The 24,604-nt window shown below is 67.2% G+C and carries 14 protein-coding genes and 2 pseudogenes; 8 read left to right on the top strand and 8 right to left on the bottom strand.

Annotated elements, in window-relative coordinates; all coding sequences use genetic code 11:
- Nucleotides 1–5 precede the first annotated feature (5 nt).
- From CPBF1521_RS02910 to CPBF1521_RS02900, 4 genes and pseudogenes are all read right to left on the bottom strand, one after another.
- A complete protein-coding gene (locus CPBF1521_RS02910) occupies nucleotides 6–515 on the bottom strand; it encodes a sigma-70 family RNA polymerase sigma factor (RefSeq protein ID WP_104534532.1) in 510 nt (169 codons plus the stop codon).
- Between the two features lie 419 nt (nucleotides 516–934).
- Nucleotides 935–2,725, bottom strand: a pseudogene (locus CPBF1521_RS02905) (hypothetical protein); the annotation flags it as partial.
- A 212-nt stretch (nucleotides 2,726–2,937) separates the two neighbouring features.
- Nucleotides 2,938–3,349, bottom strand: a pseudogene (locus CPBF1521_RS21855) (hypothetical protein); the annotation flags it as partial.
- A 205-nt stretch (nucleotides 3,350–3,554) separates the two neighbouring features.
- A complete protein-coding gene (locus CPBF1521_RS02900) occupies nucleotides 3,555–5,732 on the bottom strand; it encodes a translocation/assembly module TamB domain-containing protein (RefSeq protein WP_115675851.1) in 2,178 nt (725 codons plus the stop codon).
- Nucleotides 5,733–6,088: 356 nt separating this feature from the next.
- Between CPBF1521_RS02900 and CPBF1521_RS02895 the strand changes: the two genes are divergently transcribed.
- Nucleotides 6,089–7,603 carry an acetyl-CoA hydrolase/transferase family protein gene (locus tag CPBF1521_RS02895; RefSeq protein ID WP_115675849.1) on the top strand — a complete coding sequence of 505 codons (1,515 nt, stop codon included), beginning with the start codon at nucleotides 6,089–6,091 and terminating at the stop codon, nucleotides 7,601–7,603.
- A gap of 837 nt (nucleotides 7,604–8,440) precedes the next feature.
- Here CPBF1521_RS02895 and CPBF1521_RS02890 read toward each other — a convergent pair.
- The 4 genes from CPBF1521_RS02890 to CPBF1521_RS02875 all read right to left on the bottom strand — a co-directional run bounded on the left by CPBF1521_RS02890 (nucleotide 8,441) and on the right by CPBF1521_RS02875 (nucleotide 15,897).
- Nucleotides 8,441–9,514: a 3-deoxy-7-phosphoheptulonate synthase gene (locus tag CPBF1521_RS02890; protein WP_115675847.1), complete on the bottom strand. Its 1,074-nt coding sequence runs from the start codon at nucleotides 9,512–9,514 to the stop codon at nucleotides 8,441–8,443.
- 734 nt (nucleotides 9,515–10,248) lie between these two features.
- The gene (locus CPBF1521_RS02885; RefSeq protein ID WP_115675845.1) at nucleotides 10,249–13,140 is read right to left on the bottom strand and encodes a TonB-dependent receptor plug domain-containing protein; all 2,892 of its coding nucleotides are present in this window, start codon (nucleotides 13,138–13,140) and stop codon (nucleotides 10,249–10,251) included.
- A 681-nt stretch (nucleotides 13,141–13,821) separates the two neighbouring features.
- Entirely contained in the window at nucleotides 13,822–15,462 is a 1,641-nt protein-coding gene (gene groL / locus CPBF1521_RS02880; RefSeq protein ID WP_011035771.1) for a chaperonin GroEL, read from the bottom strand.
- A gap of 147 nt (nucleotides 15,463–15,609) precedes the next feature.
- Complete coding sequence (locus tag CPBF1521_RS02875; protein ID WP_003483210.1) at nucleotides 15,610–15,897, bottom strand: co-chaperone GroES; 288 nt, start codon at nucleotides 15,895–15,897, stop codon at nucleotides 15,610–15,612.
- A gap of 458 nt (nucleotides 15,898–16,355) precedes the next feature.
- Here CPBF1521_RS02875 and CPBF1521_RS02870 point away from each other — a divergent pair, with 458 nt between their 5' ends.
- From CPBF1521_RS02870 to accC, 7 genes are all read left to right on the top strand, one after another.
- On the top strand, nucleotides 16,356–18,167 hold the full coding sequence (locus CPBF1521_RS02870) for an endonuclease (protein ID WP_115675843.1): 1,812 nt from the start codon (nucleotides 16,356–16,358) through the stop codon (nucleotides 18,165–18,167).
- 270 nt (nucleotides 18,168–18,437) lie between these two features.
- Nucleotides 18,438–18,770: a divalent-cation tolerance protein CutA gene (gene cutA / locus CPBF1521_RS02865; RefSeq protein WP_104583552.1), complete on the top strand. Its 333-nt coding sequence runs from the start codon at nucleotides 18,438–18,440 to the stop codon at nucleotides 18,768–18,770.
- A 5-nt stretch (nucleotides 18,771–18,775) separates the two neighbouring features.
- Nucleotides 18,776–21,109 (top strand): protein-disulfide reductase DsbD family protein, encoded by a 2,334-nt coding sequence (locus CPBF1521_RS02860; RefSeq protein WP_115675839.1) that lies wholly within the window; start codon nucleotides 18,776–18,778, stop codon nucleotides 21,107–21,109.
- 463 nt (nucleotides 21,110–21,572) lie between these two features.
- Nucleotides 21,573–22,019, top strand: coding sequence for a type II 3-dehydroquinate dehydratase (aroQ, locus tag CPBF1521_RS02855; RefSeq protein WP_104583549.1), 447 nt, complete (start codon nucleotides 21,573–21,575; stop codon nucleotides 22,017–22,019).
- 92 nt (nucleotides 22,020–22,111) lie between these two features.
- Nucleotides 22,112–22,600 (top strand): acetyl-CoA carboxylase biotin carboxyl carrier protein, encoded by a 489-nt coding sequence (gene accB / locus CPBF1521_RS02850; protein WP_104649183.1) that lies wholly within the window; start codon nucleotides 22,112–22,114, stop codon nucleotides 22,598–22,600.
- A 78-nt stretch (nucleotides 22,601–22,678) separates the two neighbouring features.
- Nucleotides 22,679–23,008 (top strand): four helix bundle protein, encoded by a 330-nt coding sequence (locus tag CPBF1521_RS02845; protein WP_221202722.1) that lies wholly within the window; start codon nucleotides 22,679–22,681, stop codon nucleotides 23,006–23,008.
- A 42-nt stretch (nucleotides 23,009–23,050) separates the two neighbouring features.
- A complete protein-coding gene (accC, locus tag CPBF1521_RS02840) occupies nucleotides 23,051–24,418 on the top strand; it encodes an acetyl-CoA carboxylase biotin carboxylase subunit (RefSeq protein WP_104583546.1) in 1,368 nt (455 codons plus the stop codon).
- The last annotated feature ends 186 nt before the right edge of the window (nucleotides 24,419–24,604 follow it).

The following is a 24,604-nucleotide window of genomic DNA, read 5'->3' as shown; positions in this document are numbered from 1 at the left end:
GCGGCTCACGCCGACAGGGCGAACAGGCAATGCCGGTTGGCACGCGTGAGATATTGCTTGACCGAGCTGCTGGACACGCCCAGCCGCTGCGCGATCTGCGCGTAGCTCAGCTCCTGCAGATGCGCCAGCAGAAAGGCTTCCTTCACCTTGGGCGGCAGCCCATCCAGCGCCTGGTCCACCTGCTGCACCGCTTCCAGCGCCAGCAATTGCAGCTCCGGCGACGGCGCCAGTTCTTCCGGCAGCGCAGCCAGCAGTTCCAGGTAACTGGTTTCCAGCAACTTGCGCCGCTGCCGGTGCGCCATCAAGCGGCGCGCGATGGTGGCCAGGAACGGGCGCGGTTCGCGGATCTGGTCGGCCGCCCCTGCGCTGATCACGCTGATGAAGGTGTCCTGCGCCAGGTCGGCAGCCACGAACGCATCGCCCAGCTTGCGGCGCAGCCAGCCCTGCAGCCAGCCGTGGTGGTCGGTGTACAGGCGCTCCACCTGTTGATGAAGCGCGCCTTGCGTGACCGACACGATGACCTCCTGAACGGCTGGTCCGGACGGCAAGGCGCCCGGCGACAAATGAGAATTGATCTCATTCTAGCGGAAGCCGGCCGAGCCTGCAGCCGCAGCCACCGGTTGATCCGTCACGCGGGTTGGGCGACGTGTGGGCAATTGGCGCCCCTGCCTGAGCCGGCAGTGGCCTGGCCAGCCCTTCGACAGCTGGGCGTCTGGCAGGCGTGCGGCGGTGCGGTGGCTTGACTCGCCAGGCGTCGGGCAATAAAAAAGCCCGCTTGCAGCGAACTGCCAGCGGGCTTTGCTCCCTCCCCCACGTCGGGATGCAGGATCATAGTGCGCGCCCCGAACGCCACTTGCACGCTGCACTGCAAAACAACACCAGGCAGTACAGAACTGGCGCTTTCTTCTTCACGTCGCGTTGGCGCGCGGCAGCCTCAACGCAGCAGATCGGGCTGGGCCTGATACCACTCCGGCGCACGCAGCAGATGCCATTGCGGGGTCTGGCCGCGCAGCCCCACCGCTGCGCTCAACATGCCCCAGCGCGCGAGCAGGCTGCCGCTGCGCTGGCTGCCCTGCAAGCGCAGGCGTGCATCCACCTGGAAGCGTTCGTTGCGTGCCTGCAGCCGGTCGACGATGACGGTGTCGCCCTGCCAATGCACACGCCCGGTCACCTGCGCCTGGCCTGCATCCACCAGCCGCAGCATCCAGTTCGGAATCGAACGATCGCGCGCGTATAGCGACATCAGGAATGCCAGGTCACGCACCTGGATGCGCACGCGTCCATCCACACCGACCGGCTGGCGCCATTGCATGCGGGTGTCTTCCAGCACGATGCGCGCCCACCAGCCATCGCGGCGCTGGCCATCGGGCCCGGTGAATCCGACATTGCGCAGCTGGATGGCGCTGGCATCGAGGCGGAAGTTTTCTGCACGCAGATCGCCGCGCTGCAGGCGCAAGTCCGCATCCACGTCGCCACGTAGTGCCAGGCCGGCAAACTGCAGCCGCGCCGCACGTGCGCCGATCCGCAGGCCACCCTTGCCGATGCGGCCGCCGGGTTCGATCTGCAGATCGCCGCTCAATACACCGTTGCCACCATCGAAGCGCAACTGCTGCTGCGGCAGATAGCGGTTGTAGGCCCGCAGATCCGGCACGCGCGCATTGGCGAACCGCAGGTGCGCGCGCGTGGCGTCGCGCAACGTGGCCAGGTTGCGCGCGTCGGCGCGCGTCTGCAGCTCCAGATGCAGGTCGCGGCCCTGCACGAATGGACGCGTGGGCGCCTCGTCGTGCGCAATCGAGAACTGCTGCATCTGCAAGGCAAGTGCCGGCAGCAGCTGTCCGCGCGCATCGGCGCTCACACGCAGATCGGCACTGGCCTGGCCATCGATCGCATGCCCCATCACGCCGACATGCGCCTGCACGTGCGGCACCTGCAGGCGGCTGCCGGCGCCGAGCTGGCCGCGATCGATGCGCAGATCCGCATCCACCAGGCCCTCGCCTTCCAGCGTCAGCCAGTCCACATCGGGAAACAGCGCCGGAATCCAGCTCAGCGAAGACAGTTGCCAATGCAGGCGCGCATGCCCGGAGGTGCGCGGCAGCAGGCTGCGCATCGATTGCAACGGCAGTTGCCGGCCTTGCACGCGCAGATCCGCATCCAGGGTCAGCCCGGCATCGGCCGGCTCGGGCATGCTGACTTGCAGACGCATGTCCTGATCCACCTGCAGTTGCGCTGCAAGCTCGCCCAGCAGGGCAGCCGGCGTGCGCGTGCCATCGTGCAGCGGTGCGCGCCATTGCAGCTGGCTGCCGGGCTGCAGGCTGCCACGCGTCCAGCGCAACTGCCCATCCGCACGCCCCTTGCCGGCACGTGTGGCGAGCGTATGGCGTCCTTGCGCATTGCGTGTGACATCCAGTGCTGCGGTGTCGCCATGCACGGTCAGCTGCGCATCGGCAAGCTGCAGCATCGCCAGCCCGCGCGCCTGCTCCGGCGCATGCCGCGCGATGCTGGCGTCGATGCGCAGCTGCCCGTTGCGCAGCACCTCGCTACCACCCCAGCGCATCCGTGCATTGTCGAAGCGTGCCCGCGAGGGAAACAGTTCCATCGGCCCGCCGCGCAATTGCTTGAACAGGCCCAGCTCCAACTGACCATCGCCTTCGATCTGCAGCTGCCGCAGCGTCACTGCCTGCACCTGGTCGGCGACGATGCGGTCGAACTGCAGGGTCCAGGCCGGAGCGGTGGATGCGGGATGTGCGGGTGCGCCAGCGGTCTTGGCCCCCCCGGCGGATTGCGGCACACCGGTGGATGCGCCGGTCGTGCGTGCGGGCGGCGGCGTGCTCGCCGCGACGTCTGGGGTGCGTGTGGGTGGCTTGTCCTGCGCGGTCGTTGGCGTCGTCGTACTGGCTGCGTCAGCCGATGGCGCGGCAGCCACCTGCGTGTTCGGCGCTGTCGCCGGTGCTGGCATCGCCACGGTACCGGCTGTGGGTACAGCCGCCTGCATGCCGCCGCGCACCCCGTGCGCATGCACCTCCGGCACCAGCAACTGCCGGTGCAGCAACGGCAGCAGCTGTACCTGCCCGCTCATGCGCTGCGCGCTGACGTTCCAGCGGGTACGTGCCGAGCGGCCTTGCAACTCCACCCTCCACAGCGTCAGCCGGCCTGGCCACCAGGTCACTGCCGGGCCCCAGTGCATGGTGAACCTGTCCGGCTTGCGATTGAGCGCGGCCGGCCCGAGTGGCGTGTTGAGCAACAGGTTGCCGAGCAGCAGATAGCTTGCGTACACCACCAGTAACGCCAGCAACGGCCAACGCACCAGGCGGGGCAATCTTTGCCAGCGGGCGCGAACAGGCATCGTCATGACGGCAGGCTCCTGAAGACCGCGCACGCGGCATGACGCAGTGTGCCAAGGAAACCGTGAGCGCGGTGCGCAGCGGCGATTGCGGCGGGGCACCGGCAGGTCGCCCGGTGTGCAGTCGATGTCCTGCACGCGCGGCAATGCGCGCACTACCTCTTCGAAGACGGCAAAGCTGGCCGCGTTAACCAAGCCTCAAACAAGGAACCGCTTACTTCGCCTTCGACACCGCCGGCAGCAATCCCGGCTGCGCGTCGTACCATTCGCGTGCACCGGCCAGGTGCCACTGGCGTTGCTTGCCATCGAGTTCGATCCCGGCGCCCAGCACGCCCCAGCGCAGATACAGGTCGCCGCGCCGCTGCTCGTCGTTCAAGGCCAGCCGCGCACGCAGCGACAGGCGTGCATTCTCCGCATGCAGGTCGTCGACCAGCAGTTGCTGCTTGCGCCAACGCACCCTGCCGGTGGCGTCGAGTTCGCCCGAATCCAGCAAGCCCAATACCCAACGCGGGTAGTCGGCGCGTTGCGCAAACACCGACAGCAGCGGCGCGATATCGCGTATGCGGATCGCCGCGTCGGCATCCACCTGGAACGGCGCGCTGGCCTGGATGGTGCCGGCACCGACCTGCATCTGCCCCCACCAGTTGGCATCGGCGCTGTCCTCGCCCACCCGCATATTGCGCAGGCGCACGCGCGTGCCGCTGAGGTCGAAGAACTTGTTCTTGAAATCGGCGCGCTGCAACTGCGCCTGCAATTCGGCATCGCCGCGCATCTGCACGCCGGCCAGCGCCAGATGCGCGCCCTGCCCGCGCAGGTTGGCGTGGCCGCTGCCCACATCGCCGGCGGCATTGAGCGCCACATCGCCGGTCAGGCTGCCGCTGCCGCCGAGCAGGCGCACGTTGTTACCCGGCAGGTAACGGTTGTAGACGGTGAGATCGGGCACGCGGGCATCGCTGAAACGCAGCTGCGCCTTGAGCGTGTCGCGCAGGCGCGCCAGTTCGGCGTCGCCATGCATGGCCAGCTGCAGATCGCGGCCGTCCAGCAGGATCTGTTTGGGTGCAGCGCGCGGCGCGGCCTTGAAGATGGGGATGCTCACGTCCAGATGCGCCTGCGGCGTGGCGGCATCGTCGATGCGTCCATGCGCCTTGGCGACACCGGCCAGCCGCGTATCGAACACCTGCGCCACTGCCTCCACCCGCGGAATCTCCAGGCTGCTGCCGCTGGCGAGCCGGCCTTGCGCCAGGCGCAGATCGGCCTCGACCAGGCCACCGCCTGCGAGCTGGAACCACGGCTTGCGCACGAACAGCTCGGCAATCCAGTTCAGCGATTCGAACTGCCAGCGCCCACGCACCTGCCCGGACAGGCGCGGCAGCACCTGCGCAGGATCCTGGAAGGGGATGCTGCGTCCGGCAACGCGCAGATCGGCCTGCAGCTCGCTGCCCGTCTTTGCGTCGCGTGGCAGCCGTGCCTGCACGCGGATGTCGCGCGCCACGTCCAGCTGCAGCGCCAGCATGCCGCGGTCGGTCGCCCCGACGCCGGCCATCAACGGCAGGCGCCAGACCGCATGGCTGCCTTCCTGCAGCGTGCCGCGGTCCAGCGTGATGTCGGCCTCCACCCGCGCCGCCGACGGCCCGCTTCGGATGTCCACATGCGGCGCACCGGTGTCGATCTTCAACGCCACCGTAGCGGCCTTCAGCTGCAGCCGCGCGTGGGTGATGCCGAGCTTGCGCAGGCCCGGCGCTTCATCGCGGTAGTGGCGCGGAAACTGGAATTGCGCATCCAGCTGCGCGCCATTGAACACCTGCACCCCGTCATAGCTGACCACCGCATCGCTGAAGCCTGCCTGCGAGGGAAACAGCTCCGACGGGCCACCCTTGAGCTGCTTGAGGAAGCCGACGCTGCCATGGCCCTGCCCGGCGATCAGCAGCTTGCCCAGGCGCGCGCTGCGGATGCTGTTGCTGGTGATCGCATCGAAGCGCAGCGTCCAGCCCTGGTCGCCGCGTGGCGGTGGCGGAATCGGGGTGTCGGAGGTTTCCACCTCCGCGCTCAGGCCGGTGGCGTGCAACCACGGCAGGCGTACCTCGCGTCGCAACAGTGCCAGCAAGGCCACGCGTGCATTGGCGCGATCGGCATGAAACACGTACACGGTACGGTTAGCCTGCCCGCGCATGCGCACGTTCCAGGCCATCACCTGCCCCGGAAACACCGTCAATGCCGGGCCGGTCTGCATGGTGAATTTATGCGGCTGCCGATTGGTGACGGCATCGAACAACGGCGTGTTGAGAAACAGGTTGCCGGCCAGCAGATACAGCGCATACAGCGCCACCAGCACGACCACTGCGATGCGCCATGGCCGGGGCCAGCGCTGGAAGCGGTCGCGAAGAGAGGGCATGGGCGCAGGCACAAGTCGAGTCTGCCGCCACTATCACGGTTGCGCTGGCGGCGAGGCGTGAACGTGGCCGGTGGCCCGTTACCGCACACCCTGCACGCCAGCTGGAGCTGCATGGCGGCCGGCTGTAGCGCGGGTGGTGCGCGAGACGGCCGGCCAGCGACGCCAACGCCACATATGGCAGTGTCCCAGATGCGCAACGGGAGTGGATGAAGCCTCGCCCGTGCCGTGCTCCTGCCACGCAACAGGTCGCTTCGCACGCGGCCGACGCGGCCCGCGAGGCGCATTGCACCATGGTCGCAGCGCGGCCGACGCACGCAGCGGCGATAATGGGACGTCTCCTGCCTGCTGTGCCGCCCATGTCCGACGAACGCATCCTGTACGCGCCGCTGCGCGAGCGCCTGGTTTCTGCCGAGGCCGCTGCCGCATTGATCCAGCCCGGCGAGACCGTGGCGATGAGCGGCTTCACCGGCTCCGGTTACCCCAAGGCGGTGCCGATGGCGCTGGCGCAGCGCATCGAAGCGGCGCATCTGCAGGGCCAGCCGTTCCAGATCAAGTTGATGACCGGCGCGTCCACCGCGCCGGAACTGGACGGCGCACTGGCCAAGGCCGACGGCATCGCCATGCGCATGCCGTTCCAGTCCGACCCGGACGCGCGCCAACGCATCAACGCCGGCACGCTGGACTATATCGACATCCATCTCAGCCACGTCGCCCAGCATGTCTGGTTCGGTTTCTACGGGCAGATCGACACCGCCGTGGTAGAAGTCTCGGCGATCCGCGCCGACGGCAGCCTGGTGCCGTCCACCTCGATCGGCAACAACAAGACCTGGCTGGACCTGGCCAGCAAGGTGATCATCGAGGTCAACGACTGGCAGCCGGCCGGCCTGGATGGCATGCACGATGTCTACTACGGCACCGCGCTGCCGCCGCAGCGCAAGCCGATTCCGCTGATCCACGGCGACGACCGCATCGGCGAGCCCAGCCTGCGCTGCGATCCGGACAAGATCGTGGCAGTGGTGCGCACGCATGGCCCGGACCGCAACAGCCCGTTCGCCGCTGCCGACGACAGCAGCGAACGCATCGCCGAACACTTGATCGCGTTCCTGCGCCATGAAGTAAGCAAGGGCCGGCTACCGGCCAGCCTGCTGCCGCTGCAATCGGGCGTGGGCAATATTCCCAATGCGGTGCTGGCCGGGCTTGCACGCAGCGGCTTCCGCGATCTGGAGGCCTTCACCGAGGTGATCCAGGACGGCATGCTCGCGCTGCTGCGCGATGGCGTGCTGCGCTACGCCTCGTGTACCGGTTTTGCGCTCAGCCCGGAGGGCAACGAGGAATTCAAGCGCAATATCGATTTCTACCGGCAGCGCATCATCATGCGCACGCAGGAGATTTCCAATCACCCGGAACTGGTGCGCCGGCTCGGCTGCATCGGCATGAACGGCATGATCGAGGCCGACCTGTACGGCAACGTCAATTCCACCCACGTGATGGGCAGCCGCATCATGAACGGCATCGGCGGCTCCGGCGACTTCGCGCGCAACGGCTTCCTGTCGATCTTCCTGAGTCCCAGCATCGCCAAGGCTGGCAGCATCTCGTCGATCGTGCCGATGGTCAGCCATGTCGACCACACCGAACACGACGTCTCGGTGATCGTCACCGAACAAGGCCTGGCCGATCTGCGCGGCCTCACGCCCAAGCAACGCGCACGCCAGTTGCTCGATCACTGCGTGCACCCGCGCTACCGCGATGCATTGGAAGAGTATGTGGCGCGCGCCAATCGCGACAGCTATGGCAAGCACACCCCGCATCTGCTGACCGAGGCGCTGTCGTGGCATCAGCGCTGGTTGGAGACCGGGGATATGTTGGGGTGAGTGGGGAATCGGGAATCGGGAATCGGCGGTTGTAGCCCAGCGTGGCGGCGCGATAGGTGTAGTGGAAGAACGTCGACGCCCGATGGTGCTTTGCCTTGGGCAACTTGCAACGCTGCTGCCATGGGAGGGAAGTCATGGTGCAGTTGTCATGCTGGCGTTTGACGCTGGCCGAACTGCATTGCCGGTGCCGACCTGCGTGACATCGCCACGTCATGCAGGTGGCGGATAACGTTCCTGCCCGCTCGCATTCGGCGGCAGGACGGCTCTCTCCCCCTCCTGCCGCTGGGCGCGACGGGTCATTACCGGGTGGTGCCAAATCCGCCAGGCGGCTCCTTGCAGCGGCCCGGCGTTCGTGTTCTGGAGCGGCCATCAACACGACTGTGTGCATCGCCAGGCTGCTCGACCGGCGTGTTGACCGCTTGCCGCCCAAGCGCGCGCTGTTTGGGATGTGCGGCGTGCTGGACGCTTTGCACTTGGGTATGCGAAGCACCGGATGGAATCTGCGGCGCGTCAAGGTGCTGCGCGTTGAGATACTGCAGTCCGGATGAGATGGGCTTTGTATTTATGCCCTTGCGCGCCGGCGAGTGCGCCGCATCGTTTGTGGGCATGCAGTCTCAGATCGCTGTCATCCGCCGTACGCGCATCCCCCCGCTCCGCGACCCGGCCCGTGCTGGCAGCGCGCGCGTGCCAAGACACGCGCGCCAGTGACGCGCACGCTGTACCTTGGCGCGCCGCAGGGAGCAGGGCTTATCCCTTCTCCCTGCCGGAGAAGGTGGCGCGCAGCGCCGGATGAGGGTGCGGGCGAAGCCGCGTCCCCTCACCCGGCTGCCCCGACGATCACGCCGCTTCGGCAACCCGCCTGGCACGCCGCGCACGCACGGCCGTCGCCAGGCGCTCCAGCACCTGCACCGAGGCGTCCCAGCCCAGGCAGCCGTCGGTGATGCTCTGGCCGTAGGTCAGCTCGCAGCCGCGCACCAGCTCCTGGCGTCCGCCGACCAGGTGGCTCTCCACCATGACGCCGACGATGCGCGTCTCGCCGCCTTCCAGCTGCGTGGCGATGTCGTCGATGACCTTGGGCTGGTTCTCGGGGTTCTTGCCGCTGTTGGCATGGCTGGCATCGATCATCAGGCGCGCCGGCAACCCGGATTTGTTGAGCACCTGGCTGGCCGCTTCCACATTGGCCGCATCGAAGTTGGGCTGCTTGCCGCCGCGCAGGATCACATGGCAATCCGGATTGCCTGCGGTTGCGGCCACCGCGGTGTGGCCGTCCTTGGTCACGGCCAGGAAATGATGCGGGTGCGAGGCCGCGCCCACCGCATCCACCGCGATCTTGACGTCGCCACCGGTGCCGTTCTTGAAGCCCACCGGGCACGACAGGCCCGAGGCCATTTCGCGGTGCACCTGGCTTTCGGTGGTGCGCGCGCCGATCGCGCCCCAGGCCACCAGGTCGGCGATGTACTGCGGCGAGATGATGTCGAGAAATTCCACGCCGGCCGGCAGACCGAGGTTGTTGATGTCGCGCAGCAGACCGCGCGCCACCCGCAGGCCCTTGTTGATCTGAAAGCTGCCATCCAGATCCGGGTCGTTAATCAGGCCCTTCCAGCCGATGGTGGTGCGCGGCTTTTCGAAGTACACCCGCATCACGATCTCCAGCGCATCACCGAATTGCTCGCGCAGCGGGCGCAGGCGGTGCGCATAGTCCATCGCCGCGACCGGATCGTGGATCGAGCAGGGCCCGATCACCACCGCCAGGCGGTCGTCGTGGCCATGCAGGATGGCGTGCAGCGCGGCGCGCGAGTTGGTCACGGTCTCGGAAGCGCGCTCGTCGCAGGGCAGCAGCGACAGCAGCTGCGAAGGCGGGGCAAGGGCTTCGATCTTGCGGATACGCAGGTCATCGGTCACAGGCGGCATAACAGTGTCTCGGTGGGCGGTGTTGCATCAGGGGGCCAGGCGCGGCGGCAACAAAAAAAGCCGCCAGTGTGCGCTGGCGGCTTTTCGGGAATGCTGCTGAAGATTTCTTCAGGGTGAGCGCAATCCGTCCTCCGCCAGCGGCATCGGAAAACCGTAGTACCAAAAGTAAAACTGGCTGCGGGGTGCGTTCATTGAGTGCATTGATACCACGCACGTTTCGGCCATGCCACTGTTTCATCGGCAACGGAACATTGCAGCGCGCAGCCGGCGCCAGCCGGGTCGATGGCCTGACCCGCACTTCATCGTGTCGAAACCCCTGCAATTGCAGCGTCTCAAACGCAACCTGCGCAGGGATGCAACGCCGATACGCCGCGGGCATAAGCACGGCCGATCATGACGATGCGAACAATCGATCACCAACTCCGCGGACTTCGGGACTGGGCGCGGTACACCCGACCAGCCCTCTCTCCCCTACATGGCTTCAACCAGCGCCGGCTTCGATGTTGGGTCACTGCGCTGCGCACTTGGACAACGCACCCAGCGACAAGTAGCGGTGACTCCCGCGCTGCCAAGATCCAGTCAGGCCCTGCAGCAGAAACGTTTCGTGTCGACCATCGTCGGTGACCACGCAACCCCACCTGCTGCAGGGTGGATGACAAACGGCGCGCCCGTTTTTTCCTGCACCACACGCCACGGCGCTATGCCGTGACGTGTGGTGCGGCCGCCACGCTCAATCAGAAGGTGAACACATATTCCGCCGCCACTTCGCGGCCGATCGGATTGAACAGCGTGGTGTTGTAGAAGCCGTAGCCGTAGAAGCGCTCCTTGTTCTCGTAGCCCACTTCGTTGAACACGTTGTTGACGTAGAAGTTGACCTTGGCGTGGTCGGTGATCTTGTAGCCGGTGCTGAGGTTCCAGTAGATCGCCGGGCCCACGCGGCCGAAATAACGCTTGCTGCTCTCGCCCAGATGCACGTTGGCGGTGTCGGTGACCACGCATTCGTCGGCGGCACTGGGTTGGTAGCCATCGTCGAAACGCGCGCAGGTGCCCCAGTTGACGGCGCGCATGGAGCCGAGCCTGCGGAAGTACACCGTCCAGTCCCAGGCGCCGCCGTTATCCCAGTGCACGCTGCCACGTACACGGCTGCGCACGCGTTCGTCGCGGCGGTTTTCATCGCTGTCGGTGCGGTAGATCTGCTCGCGGTAGGCCAGCAGGTTGTTGTAGTCCAGCGACAGCTGGAAGTTGCCCCAGCCCGCGGTGGCAAGCCGGTATTTCAGCGAGGCGTCGATGCCGGAGGTTTCCATCTGCGCCAGGTTGATCGGGCCGCGCTCGATGCTGGCGATGGTGCCGTCGGCGTTGCGCGTCACCCGCGAGGTGATGGTGTCGCAATAGCCGGCACCGCCGGGATTGTTCCAGGCGCCGCCGCTGATGGTGGTGCCGGTGCGGCAGCCGGCTTCGGCCGACAGGATCTCGTCGCGGTCCAGATCCTTGATCATTTCCTCCAGCTCGATGCGGTAGTAATCCACGCTCAGCGACAGGCCCTGCACGATGTCCCACACCACCCCGCCGGTGAACGAGCGGCCGGTTTCCGAACGCAGATCCGGGGTGCCGCGACGGTTCACATCCACGGTGTAGTAGATGTTGCTGTTCTCGTCGTTGCAGCCGCCGGTCTGATACGCGCCAGAGGCGATGCAGCGGTACTGGTCGATCACGGTCTGGTTGGTGGAGCTGGGTTCGCCGAGCACGTAGTGCATGTCAGGCGCGCGGAAGCTGGTGGCCAGCGTGCTGCGCAACAACAGGCTCTCGACCGGGCGCCATTCCAGACCCGCGCTCCAGGTGGTGTCGCTCTGGGTGCCGACATCGGTCGCAATCGCAGCCGAGGAACGGTAATTGCCATAGCGATCGTAGCGACCGGCGATGTTGGCGCTCAACGTCGACAGCAGCGGGATCTGGAATTCCAGCCCGGCCGAACTGCGCAGGCGTTCGCCACCACCACTGTCCACCACGTCCACCGGATAGCATTCGTTGGCGCAAGGGTCGGGCGACAGCTGGTAGCCCTGCTTGGCGACTTCGGCCACGGTGGCGAAGCGGATCGGCCCGGCCCAGCCCTGCACCAGATCGCCGCTGAGGCTGAAACTGGCCTGGTTCACCCACGAATAGGCCGAGTTATGCGATTTGGCGACCAGGTCGTCGTACTCGCTCGAGGACAGCGGCGCATACAGGCGCGCCTGGTTGATCGCATGGATCGGCGTGCCATCGACAGCGGTGCCGATGGGGCTGCCGAGGAAATACGCGGTGGCGCGCGCGGTACCCACGGTGCGCACGTATTCGTCCACCGTGTAGCGCGAGCGGCCCACGCTCAGTTCCCAGTCGAAGCGGTCCGCCCACGCCCCGCGCAAGCCGGCACTCAGGTCCCAGGACTGCTCCTTGTTGTAGTTGGCCAGCCGGTCCCAGCCGCCGGCTTCGCGCCGGGTGAGCTGACGGATCAGGTTCAACGAGCGCCCGGTGTCGGCGTCCTGGAACGGGCCCAGATACGCGTACGGCGGGTCGTAGGTCCAGCGGCCGATGCTGCGGTTGGCCGACAGCGTGGCCCAGGCTTCGGTGTGCTCGCCGAATTTCCAGGTGCCGTAGAGATAGGCCGAATAATCCTCGCTGCCGGTGACCAGCCCCCAGTCGCCGTAGTCGCGCGCCACGCCGCAGTAATCGCCGGCATTGGTGACCACCCCGGTGTTCTGGTCGTAGCTCAGCCGTTGCCCGTCGATGAACTCGCCGCCGAAGCGCGCGCAGGTGCCGGCAGGTGGCGCCAGGCGTTCGCTGGTGTTGGCATCGACCAGGCTCAGGCCGGTGAACGGATTGAAGCCGTAGCGGCGGTTCTGGCCGGTCCAGTTGGAATAGGACATGTCGTCGGAGTCGTCCATCTGCGGGCGATCGCGCCCGTTCAGCGGGTCGCGGCGGGTGGCCTGCAGCGCGTAGGTCAGGCTCCAGTTCTCGCCGGTGCGCCCGCCCGCCCATGACACGTCGAAACTGTCACGGCCGCCTTCGGTCGCAGTGCCGCCGCGCAGGCGCACCTGGTCGCCCTGGTAGTCGCGCTTGAGGATCACGTTGACCACGCCGGCCACCGCGTCCGAGCCGTAGATCGCCGAGGCGCCGCCGGTCAGGATGTCGATGCGCTCCACCGCCGCGGAGGGGATGTTGCTGTAGTTGGAAAAGTTGCTTTCGCCGCCGTACGGCAGCGGGTAATCGGCCACGCGGTGGCCGTTGACCAGCAGCAGCGTGCGGCCTGGCCCCAGGTCGCGCAGGTTGATCGGCGAGGCATTGGGCGTGTGCGAGCCCCATTGCGTATCGGCCTCCACCGAGCCCTGCTGGTTCATGCTGTTGAGCACGTCGTAGACGGTGGCAAAGCCCTCCTGCTGGATCTGCTGCGCGGAGATGGTGACCACCGGCTGCGCGCCTTCGACCTGCGCGCGCTTGATGCGCGAGCCGGTGACGCTGACCGCGTCCAGCGTGGAGGTGGCACGCGGTTGATCCGGCTCGGCCTGCTGGGCAGTAGCCGACGGTGCGACGGCGGCGGTCAGGGCAAGGGACAAGGAAATCGACAAGGCAAGGCGATGACTGCGGCAGTTCATAAGATCCCCGGGAGAGGCCGGCATGACCGGCGTGGCATTCCACTGCAACGACGCCTGCGAGCGATGCACCGCATCGCCGCCCCCTGTCCGATGGCCCCCCGACCGTTCGGCGCAAGCGCCTGCCCAGCGACGCTAGGGTTGCGATGACATCGGTGTCAACACCTTGTCATGCAAGTGTGATTGACGTCGCGATCTGCGCGGTTTTGCGATGGTGCACACGGTTGGGGCCGCGAGCCGGTTGCGCGAGCCGGTGGTGCATCGGCGCGGCGTAGGAGCGCACCCGGGCGCGATTGGGGCGTTACCGGTGAAGCCTCGTCGCGCCCAGGTGCGCTCCTACGGGTCATGGGGTCATGGGGTCATGGGGTCATGGGGTCACGGGGTCACGGGGTCACGGGGTCACGGGGTCACGGGGTCACGGGGTCACGGGGTCACGGGGTCACGGGGTCATGGGGTCATGGGGTCATGGGGTCATGGGGTCATGGGGTCATGGGGTCATGGGGTCGTGGGGTCGTGGGGTCATGGGGTCATGGGGTCGTGGGGTCGTGGGGTCGTGGCTCATGGGGTTGCGTGGACCAGGCACGACCAATCGACGATCGCCTCTTGCGGCATCCACGACCGGACACAAAAAAACCCCGCCTTTCGGCGGGGTCCTTTTTTGCTGCAACAACCGATAGGGCTGGATCAGAAATCCATGCCGCCCATGCCGCCCATGCCACCGCCGGCCGGCATCGCCGGCTCGTCCTTCTTCGGTGCATCGGCCACCATGGCTTCGGTGGTGATCATCAGGCCGGCGATCGAGGCTGCGTTCTGCAGCGCCGAACGGGTGACCTTGGTCGGATCCAGGATGCCGAACTCGACCATGTCGCCGAACTCGCCGTTGGCGGCGTTGTAACCGTAGTTGCCGGTGCCTTCCTTGACCTTGTTCAGGATCACGGACGGCTCTTCGCCGGCATTGGCCACGATCTCGCGCAGCGGGGCTTCCATCGCGCGCAGGGCGATCTGGATGCCGTGGGTCTGGTCTTCGTTGGCACCGGTCAGGTTACCGACGGCCACCAGCGCACGCACCAGGGCCACACCGCCGCCCGGGACCACGCCTTCTTCGACGGCTGCACGGGTGGCGTGCAGGGCATCTTCGACGCGGGCCTTCTTTTCCTTCATTTCGATTTCGGTCGAGGCGCCGACCTTGATCACTGCAACGCCACCGGCCAGCTTGGCCACGCGCTCCTGCAGCTTCTCGCGGTCGTAATCGGACGAGGTGTCCTCGATCTGGGTCTTGATCTGGCCAACGCGGGCTTCGATCGTGGCCGAGTCGCCGGCGCCGTCGATGATGGTGGTGTTCTCCTTGGAGACCTGCACCTTCTTCGCACGGCCGAGATCCTTGATCGTGGCCTTCTCCAGCGCCAGGCCCACTTCCTCGGAGATCACGGTGCCGCCGGTCAGCACGGCCATGTCTTCCAGCATCGCCTTGCGACGGTCGCCGAAGCCCGGTGCCTTGACGGCCACGACCTTGACGATGCCACGGATGGTGTTGACCACCAGGGTCGCCAGCGCTTCGCCTTCGACTTCTTCAGCGACGATCAGCAGCGGCTTGCCGGCCTTGGCCACGCCTTCCAGCACGGGCAGCAGGTCACGCACGTTGGAGATCTTCTTGTCGTGCAGCAGGATGAACGGGTCGTCCAGGTCGGCCGACTGGCTCTGCTGGTTGTTGATGAAGTACGGGGACAGGTAGCCGCGATCGAACTGCATGCCCTCGACCACGTCCAGCTCGTTTTCCAGGCCCGAGCCTTCTTCAACGGTGATCACGCCTTCCTTGCCGACCTTCTGCATCGCTTCGGCAATGATGTTGCCGATCGACTCGTCCGAGTTGGCCGAGATGGTGCCGACCTGGGCAATCGCCTTGTCGTCGGTGGTGGGCTTGGAGATGTTCTTCAGCTCGATGACGGCGGCCTTGACGGCCTGGTCGATACCGCGCTTGAGGTCCATCGGGTTCATGCCGGCGGCCACGGCCTTGGCGCCTTCGCGGATCAGGGCCTGGGCCAGCACGGTGGCGGTGGTGGTGCCGTCGCCGGCGTTGTCGTTGGTCTTGGAAGCGACTTCCTTGACCATCTGCGCGCCCATGTTCTCGAACTTGTCAGCCAGTTCGATTTCCTTGGCGACGGACACGCCGTCCTTGGTGATGGTCGGCGCGCCGAAGCTCTTCTCGAGCACGACGTTGCGGCCCTTCGGACCCAGGGTGGCCTTGACGGCATTGGCAAGCACGTTGACGCCACGGACCATGCGGGTACGTGCGTCTTCACCGAAACGAATGTCTTTAGCAGCCATTGGTATGTAACTCCGGAAATGGGGAATTGGGAATGGGGAATCGGTAGATCAACAGCGTGAATCGGGCCTGGGTGGGATGGCGAAGGGCGCTAGCGGCTTTGCCTATTCCCGATTCCCAACTCCCGATTCCCGGCGCATAGCGCCTGATCAGCCGATGACCGCCAGGATGTCGTCTTCGCGCAGCACCTTGTACTCGACGCCTTCGGACTTGTAGCTGCTGCCGGCGTACTGGCCGTAGATGACCTTGTCGCCGACCTTGACCACCGGCGCGCGCAGGCTGCCGTTGTCCAGGGGCTTGCCGGCGCCGATGGCGACGACTTCACCCTTGGTGGACTTTTCCTTGGCGGAGTCCGGGATCACGATGCCGCCGGCGGAAACTTCGTCGGCTTCGATCGGCTTGACTACAACGCGGTCGTGAAGCGGCTTGATGCTCATAGAGAAAGACCCTCTTAAGTGATTGATTGGTCTGGAAATTATCGGCGATGTTAGCACTCGCATGTGACGACTGCCAGCACAGCGCGCGGAAAAAACCCGACAGAGCGGGTGCGGGCCAGAGATTGTGCTGTGTGGGCAGCTTTCAAGGGCTGGGGGCAAAAATTTTTTTCGCCGGGCAGTCCCGGTCCACAGGTGGCAGGGCCGCTGGAGGGAGCCGGCGGGCAGTTCACCAGGTGGCTGCGACCGGGCGGGTTTGCAACCGGACTGCGCAACCGGCTGCGGCGCCTGGCGGCGCCTGGCGGCACTGGGCACTGGGCACTAAGGCACTAGGCACTAGGCGGTGGGCGGGTTAGCCGAGTCACCGGGCCAACCGCACTAAAAATGGAACCAGGTTCCACCGATTGTCATGCGCACGACTTACAGTCGGCAACGCATTCCCCGATCACAAGGAGCTGTCGATGAGGTTGCCGTCCCGTGCCCGTGTTTCCCCCTTGCGCTGGTCCCTGCGCTGCGCGCTTCCCCTGGCCTGTGCCTTCGCGCTGACCGCCCCTGCCGCCCACGCGGCGGTGTTCATCAACGAACTGCATTACGACGACGCGGGCGCCTCCGGCGACAGCGGCGAAGGCGTGGAGGTGGTGGCCACCGCCGGCGAATCGCTGAGCGGCTACCGCATCTATCTGTACAACGGCAGCACGCCGGGTGCGGCCACGGTCTACGCCAACACCGCGGTGCCGGCCGGCAGCCTGGTCAGCTGCGGCAGCCAGGTGCGCGTGGCCACGGTCGGCTACGCCAGCAACGGCGTGCAGAACGGGCCCAACGACGGGGTGGCGCTGGTCGATCCCAACGGGCAGCTGGTGCAGTTCCTCAGCTACGAAGGCGCCATCACCGGCAGTGGCGGCCCCGCCGCCGGCGTGACCAGCCAGACCCTGCCGGTCAGCGAGAGCAACAGCAGCGCGGTCGGCAGCTCGCTGCAACTGACCGGCACCGGCAGCAGCGCGGCCAACTTCAGCTGGGCCGGCTCGTCGGCGCAGACCTTCGGCGCGTGCAACCGCGGCCAGAGCTTCAACGGCAGCGGCGGTGGCGGCGAGACCGGCGGCGCACCGACGATCACCAGCACCACCCCGACCCAGGGCGCGACCGGCTTCCCCGCCGCGGGCGACCTGAGCGTGGGCTTCAGCGAGGCGGTGACGCTGGGCAGCGGCGCCTTCGCGCTCAGCTGCGCCAGTTCCGGCACGGTGGCGCTGAGCTACCCGACCAGCGGCACCCGCTTCAGCCTGTCCACCAACACCGCGCTGGTGGGTGGCGAGCGCTGCACCCTGGCGATCACCGCCAGCGGCATCCGCGATGCCAGCGGGCTGAGCCCGGCCGCCAACCAGTCCATCGCCTTCACCGTGGCCACCGCCAGCGGCGGCGGTACCGGCTATTACGCGCGGGTCAACACCGCCAATGCCAGCCAGTTGCGCTGCTCGCTGCACACCGTGATCAAGGGCCACACGGTCTATCCGTACAGCGGCTCGGGCACCAGCACCTGGACCATCCTGGAAATGGCCGACGAGGATCCCAACAACAGCGGCCGGATCCTGGACGCCTACCGCAACCGCAGCTACGCCAAGGGCAGCGACCGTGCCGGCACCGGCAGCGGGCTGACCTACAACCGCGAGCACACCTGGCCCAACTCGCTGGGCTTTGGCAGTGCCAGCGGCGACAAGGGCCTGCCGTATGCGCCCTACACCGACACCCACATGCTGTATCTGACCGACACCGCCTTCAACGCCGACCGCGGCAACAAGCCCTACGCGGCCTGCACCGGCAGCTGCGGTGAGCGGGTCACCGAGGTCAACGACGGCAGTGGCGGCGGCAGCGGGCGCTATCCGGGCAATTCCAACTGGGTGCGCACCCCCGACGGTAACGGCGGCACCTTCGAGGTGTGGGGCAAGCGCAAGGGCGACATGGCGCGTGCGGTGATGTACATGGCGATCCGCTATGAAGGTGGCACCGACGCGGCCACCGGGCAGTCCGAGCCGGACCTGGAGCTCACCGACGACCGCAGCAAGATCGTGCAGACCTCGGCCTCGCCGGCCTACATGGGCCTGCTGTCCACGCTGCTGGCCTGGCACCAGGCCGACCCGCCGGACGATGCCGAGCGCGCCCGCAACCAGGTGATCTTCAGCTTCCAGGGCAACCGCAATCCGTTCGTGGACCACCCCGAATGGGCGACGTCGAGCCTGTTCACCTCGGCCAAGCCGGCCAGCTGCCAGCTGGCCGAGTGATCCAGCCCGGCCCGGCGCGCAAGGCGTCGGGCCGGGCGTCGGCCTGCGGCGGCAATCCACACCATCGCCCACGCGGCGAACGCGCGCGGCCGCCGGCCCGCGAGTCCGACGTTGTGCCCTTCATCCGGCACATCGCCATCGCGTCCCTGCATGCGCGAGCCGCCGGCGCGCGGGCACCGCCGCCCGGCCGCGAGGCCTGGCGAAGTTGACGCCCTGTTCCGGAATCTGCGGTCGATCCCCTGCAGACAGGGGATTACACTGCGCGGTCACATGAGCGCCGCTTCCCTCCATCTATTGTTCAGCACCTGCCCGGACGCCGACAGCGCCGAGCGCATTGCGCGCGCGCTGCTGGACGAACGCCTGGCCGCCTGCGTCACCCAGTTGCCCGGCGTGCAGTCGCTGTATCGCTGGAACGGGGCGATCGAGCGCAGCCAGGAAGTGCAGCTGTTGATCAAGACCTGGGAAGACCGCGTGCCGGACGCCATCGCGCGGCTGCGGGCGCTGCATCCGTATGAACTGCCGGAGGCGATCGCGGTCCAAGCCAGCGCCGGGCTGCCGGCGTATCTCGATTGGGTCCGGGCCGAAACCCGCAAGGAATCCTGACGTCCATGAAGTCTCTGTCCCGCTGGATCGCCCGCTGCGCACTGCTGGCCGTACCGTTGCTCGCCGCACCGCTGGCGCTGGTGGCGCCCCTGCCCGCGCAGGCCGCGGTCAGCGAGGCCGACCTGCTGCCGGTGGACCAGGCCTTCACGCTTAGCGCCACCGCCGACAGCCGCGACAGCATCGCGCTGCGCTGGAAGATCGCGCCGGGCTACTACCTGTATCGCCACCGCATCAGCGTCAAATCCGGGCAAGGCTTTGCCGCCGGCGAGCTGGCGCTGCCGGAAGGCCAGAGCAAGCACGACGAGTTCTTCGGCCAGGTGCAGACCTACCGCAAGCAACTGCAGGCCAGGCTGGCCGGCAAGGCCGATGCCGGGCTGCGGACCGCGGTGCTGCAGGTGCAATACCAGGGCTGCGCCGATGCCGGCGTGTGCTACCCGCCGCAACGTCGCGAACTGCGCGTGAGCTTGCCCGAGGCCGCGACGGCCTCGGCGCCCGCCGCCACCGCCACCACCCAGCGCGAGAACCTGGGCGCACTGGTGCCGCGCGCACCGGCGGGCCCGCGCCTGTTCGGCAGCACCGGCCAGGCCGCCGGCGTGGATGCCCTGCCATTGCCGGCCGAGCAGGCCTTCCGCTTCGAGGCGATCGTTGGCGACGGCAACAGCCTGCTGCTGCGCTTCACCCCGGCGCCCGGCTACTACATCTATCGTGACCGCACCTCGCTGGCGCTGGAAGGCGCCGGCGGCGTGCGTCCCGGGCTGCCGCGCTGGCCGCAGGGCAGCGCGCACCGCGACGAGCATTTCGGCGACGTGGTGGTGTATTTCGACCAGGCCGAAGTCACCTTGCCGTTGCTGCGCGAGCACGCCGACCCGGTCAGGACGACGCTGGTGGCGACCTTCCAGGGCTGCCAGACCGACGGCATCTGCTACCCGCCGATGACCCGCCGCGTGGCGCTGGAGCTGCCCACCGGCACCGTGTCGCCGCAGAACCAGGCGCAGGCGGCACCGCTGATGATTTCGCCGCTGCCCGCCGGGCAACTGCCTGCCGAGCCGGCGCCGGCACCGACGCCCGCGGCGACTGCGGCACCGGCCGCAGATGCCTCGGCCGACAATCCGCAACGCACCCAGCCGCCGCATACCGACAAGGGCCTGCTGGCGATGCTGGTGCTGGCCCTGCTCGGCGGGCTGGTGCTGAACCTGATGCCCTGCGTGCTGCCGATCCTGTCGCTGAAGGTGCTGGGCCTGGCCCACAGCGGCGAGAGCCGCAGCCACGCGCGCAGCCATGCGATCTGGTACTCGCTGGGCGTGCTGGTGTCGTTCGCGGCGATCGGCGCGCTGGTGATCGGCCTGCGTGCGGCCGGGCAGGCGGCCGGCTGGGGCTTCCAGCTGCAGCAGCCGTGGTTCGTCGCGGCGCTGGCGTATCTGATGTTTGCGGTGGGCCTGAGCCTGTCGGGCGTGTTCACGCTGGGCGGCAACCTGGGCGGCATCGGCCAGTCGCTGGCGTCGCGCAATGGTCCGCTGGGCGACTTCTTCACCGGCGTGCTGGCCTGCGTGGTGGCCAGCCCGTGCATCGCCCCGTTCATGGGCACCGCACTGGCATATGCGTTCACCGCCCCGGCGCTGCTGGCGATGCTGGTGTTCCTGGCGCTGGGCCTGGGCCTGGCGCTGCCGTTCCTGCTGATCGGCTTCATCCCCTCGCTGGCGCGGCGCCTGCCCACGCCCGGCGCGTGGATGGAGACCCTCAAGCAGGTGCTGGCGTTCCCGATGTATCTCACTGCGATCTGGCTGCTGTGGGTGCTGGGCAAGCAGCGCGGCGTGGACGCGCTGGCGCTGATGCTGGTCGGTGCCACCCTGCTGGCGCTGGGCCTGTTCTGCTTCGAGCGCAGCCGCTGGAAAAGCCACCGCATCGGCATGGGCCTGGCGGCGGTGATGCTGGTGCTGGCGATCGTGCCGGTGGTCGGGGTCACCCGCCTGCGCCTGCCGGCGGCCACCGCCGCCGAGGGTGTGGTGGCGTACTCACCGCAGCTGCTGGACCGCCTGCGCGCCGACAACCGCGTGGTGTTCGTCAACATGACCGCGGACTGGTGCGTGACCTGCAAGGCCAACGAAAAGAACGTGCTGAGCAGCGCCGACTTCCGCGACGCGCTGCGCCGCGTCGACGCGGTCTACATGAAAGGCGACTGGACCAACGTCGATCCCAGGATCAGCGCCTTCCTGGACCAGCATCAGGCCGTCGGCGTGCCGCTGTACGTGGTCTATGGCCCCGGTGCCCCGCCGGCGGTGCTACCGACCGTGCTGACCAGTGCCATCACCGAGGATGCGTTGCTGCGCGCGGCGCGCTGAACCGGCCGGCCTGCCACGTCGGCCGTCGCCCCGGCGAGCATCGCGGCCTGATCCGGCAACGGCGCGGGCTGATGACATGGCAGCGCCAGCGCTGACACCGCTGGATATCGGTATTCAAGGGCAGGACGTCGCTGCCGGCCATGTTGATCGGCAGCGTGGCGAACACCAGGCGTGGATCGACATAACGCCCTCATCGTTGCGCCGGCAATCAGCCCCACTGCCGCGCGAGCGGACACGGCAAACGCCCCGGCGGCAATTCAGCGCGTGGTCGGCCTGCGATCGACCGACCGGCCGCGCCAGGGGCCGGCCGCGAAACGGCGGCCCCGCAAGGCTCCACGCAACAGCACGACTGCCCGCCACGCCCAAATTTAAAACAATCGTTTAAAACAAGCCTAACTTCGCCTATCTGGACAGCATCGGCCACATCGCGCAGACTTCCGGCCTTTCCGCTTTCCCGGATGTCATGGCCCACCTGCTGCTGTTGCATGGCCCCAACCTCAACCTGCTCGGTACCCGCGAGCCGGATGTCTACGGGCGCACCACGCTGGCGCAGATCGATGCGGCCCTGGTGGACCGCGCGCAGGCGGCCGGGCATACGCTGGCCTGCCTGCAGTCCAATGCCGAGCACGTGCTGGTGGAGCGTATCCACGCCGCGCGCGAGGACGGCACCGTCTACATCCTGATCAACCCGGCCGCCTTCACCCACACCTCGGTGGCGCTGCGCGACGCGCTGCTGGGCGTGGGGTTGCCGTTCGTGGAAATCCATCTGTCCAATCCGCATGCGCGCGAGCCGTTTCGCCACCACAGCCATCTCAGCGACAAGGCCGATGGCGTGATCTGCGGCTTTGGCGCCGACAGCTACCGGCTGGCGCTGGAAGCGGTGATCGCGCGGCTGGAGCGCGACGCATGACACCCGTATCGCCGGCGCCTGCGCCGACCGCCTGAACCCCATTCCGCCGGCAACCGCCGGCAACCTCCACCGATTCACCTCATGAGGCCCGTATGGATCTCCGCAAAATCAAGAAACTGATCGACCTGCTCGAAGAATCCAATCTCGCCGAAATCGAGATCAAGGAAGGCGAGGAAAGCGTGCGTCTGGCGCGCGTACCCAAGGGCACGACCGTGATGAGCGCGCCGGTGCAGCAGTACGCACCCGCCCCGCTCGCGCAGGCCCCGGCAGCGGCGCCCAGCATGCCGATGCAGTCGCCCACCGAGGCCTCCACCGGCGGCGCCAAGCAGGCTGCCGCCTTGCCGGACGGCCACGTGCTACGCGCACCGATGGTCGGCACGTTCTACACCTCGCCCTCGCCGGACAAGCCGGCCTTCGTCACCGTCGGCCAGCAGGTCAAGGCCGGCGAAACGCTGGCGATCATCGAGGCGATGAAGATGTTCAACCCGATCGAAGCCGACGTCTCCGGCACCATCGTGGCCATCCTCGGCGAAACCGGCCAGCCAGTGGAATTCGATCAGCCGCTGTTTGTGATTGGCTGAAGCGCCGGGGAATCGGGAGTGGAGAATCGGGAATCGGCAAAGCGGCCTCATGAACGCCTGGAGGCGTGGCGCGATTCCATGGAGCTTGTGGAAATGATCTATCGGTTCACCGAACTCTTTCCCGAGCAGGAACGCTACGGCCTGACGGCGCAATTGCGCCGTGCAGCCGTCAGCGTCCCGTCGAACATCGCCGAAGGTGCGGCGCGGCGCTCAACTCCCGATTACGCGCGGTTTCTCTCGATTGCGCGCGGATCGCTCTCCGAACTGGATACACAGGTCCAGATCGCCGTCCGACTGGGCTATAGCAACACCGAAGACGAAGACATCGTCAGCCAGCAGGTCGACCAGGTCTTCGCCAAGCTCACCGCATTGATGAATGCCTTACGCAGACGTGGAGCCGCACCATGATGCCCGCATCTACCCATTCCCCATTCCCGACTCCCTATTCCCATGCTCGATAAAGTCGTCATCGCCAACCGAGGTGAAATCGCGCTGCGCATCCTGCGCGCGTGCCACACGCTCGGCATCCGCACGGTCGCGGTGCATTCCACGGTCGACCGCAACCTCAAGCACGTGGCCATGGCCGACGAGTCGGTGTGTATCGGCCCGGCCGCCTCCAGCGACAGTTACCTCAACATCCCGGCGTTGATCGCCGCGGCCGAGGTGACCGATGCGCAGGCCATCCATCCCGGCTACGGCTTTTTGTCGGAAAACGCCGACTTTGCCGAGCGCGTGGAAGAATCCGGCTTCATCTTCATCGGTCCCAGGGCCGACACCATCCGCCTGATGGGCGACAAGGTCGAGGCGATCCGCGCGATGAAGGCCGCCGGCGTGCCGTGCGTGCCCGGTTCGGGCGGCCCGCTGGGCGATGACATCGTCGCCAACACCAAGGTGGCGCGCGAGATCGGCTACCCGGTGATCATCAAGGCCGCCGGCGGCGGCGGTGGACGCGGCATGCGCGTGGTGCATTCGGAGGCGGCGCTGAAGGCCGCCATCGAAACCACCAAGTCCGAAGCCAAGGCCGCTTTCAGCAACGACCAGGTCTACATGGAGAAGTTCCTGGAGAATCCGCGCCACGTGGAGATCCAGGTGCTGGCCGACGGCCAGGGCGGTGCGATCCATCTGGGCGAACGCGATTGCTCGATGCAGCGCCGCCACCAGAAGGTGGTGGAAGAAGCGCCGGCGCCGGGCATCACCGAAGAGCTGCGCAACGAGATCGGCAAGGTCTGCGTGGATGCCTGCATCCGCATCGGCTACCGCGGCGCCGGCACCTTCGAGTTCCTGTTCGAAAACGGGCGCTTCTACTTCATCGAAATGAACACGCGCATCCAGGTGGAGCATCCGGTCACCGAGCGCATCACCGGCATCGACCTGGTCTGCGAGCAGCTACGCATCGCCGCCGGCCGCAAGCTGACCATCAAGCAGAGCGACATCGTGCTGCGCGGGCATGCGATCGAGTGCCGCATCAACGCCGAGGACCCGGAAACCTTCATGCCCAATCCGGGCCTGATCACCGCCTTCCATCCGCCCGGCGGCCCCGGCGTGCGGGTGGATACGCACATCTATGCCGGCTACAAGGTGCCGCCGAACTACGACTCGATGATCGGCAAGCTGATCGTGCACGGCCCCGATCGCGAGACCGCGATCGCGCGCATGCGCGTGGCGCTGAGCGAGATGGTGGTGGACGGCATCAAGACCAACATCCCGCTGCAGCAGCGCATCATGCGCGACAAGGGCTTCCAGGCCGGTGGGCAGAACATCCACTACCTGGAAAAGCGCCTGGCCGAGCGCAAGAACAAGTCGATCGCGCTGACCTGATCGCAGCAGGCAGAACACAAAAAAGCCCGGGAAACCGGGCTTTTTTGCATTGTTCCCCGGTGCATCGCGCCGGCAGTGCCTCACGCAGGCCAGGCACGCGGCCAGCCGACCCATGCGTAGGAGCGCACCCGGGCGCGACCGCGCCTTATCGGTGGAACCTCGTCGCGCCCAGGTGCGCTCCTACAG

The sequence above is a fragment of the Xanthomonas euroxanthea genome, from assembly GCF_900476395.1.
In the GTDB taxonomy this organism is placed as follows: Bacteria; Pseudomonadota; Gammaproteobacteria; order Xanthomonadales; family Xanthomonadaceae; genus Xanthomonas; species Xanthomonas euroxanthea.
This window is presented reverse-complemented; position numbering and strand designations above follow the sequence as displayed.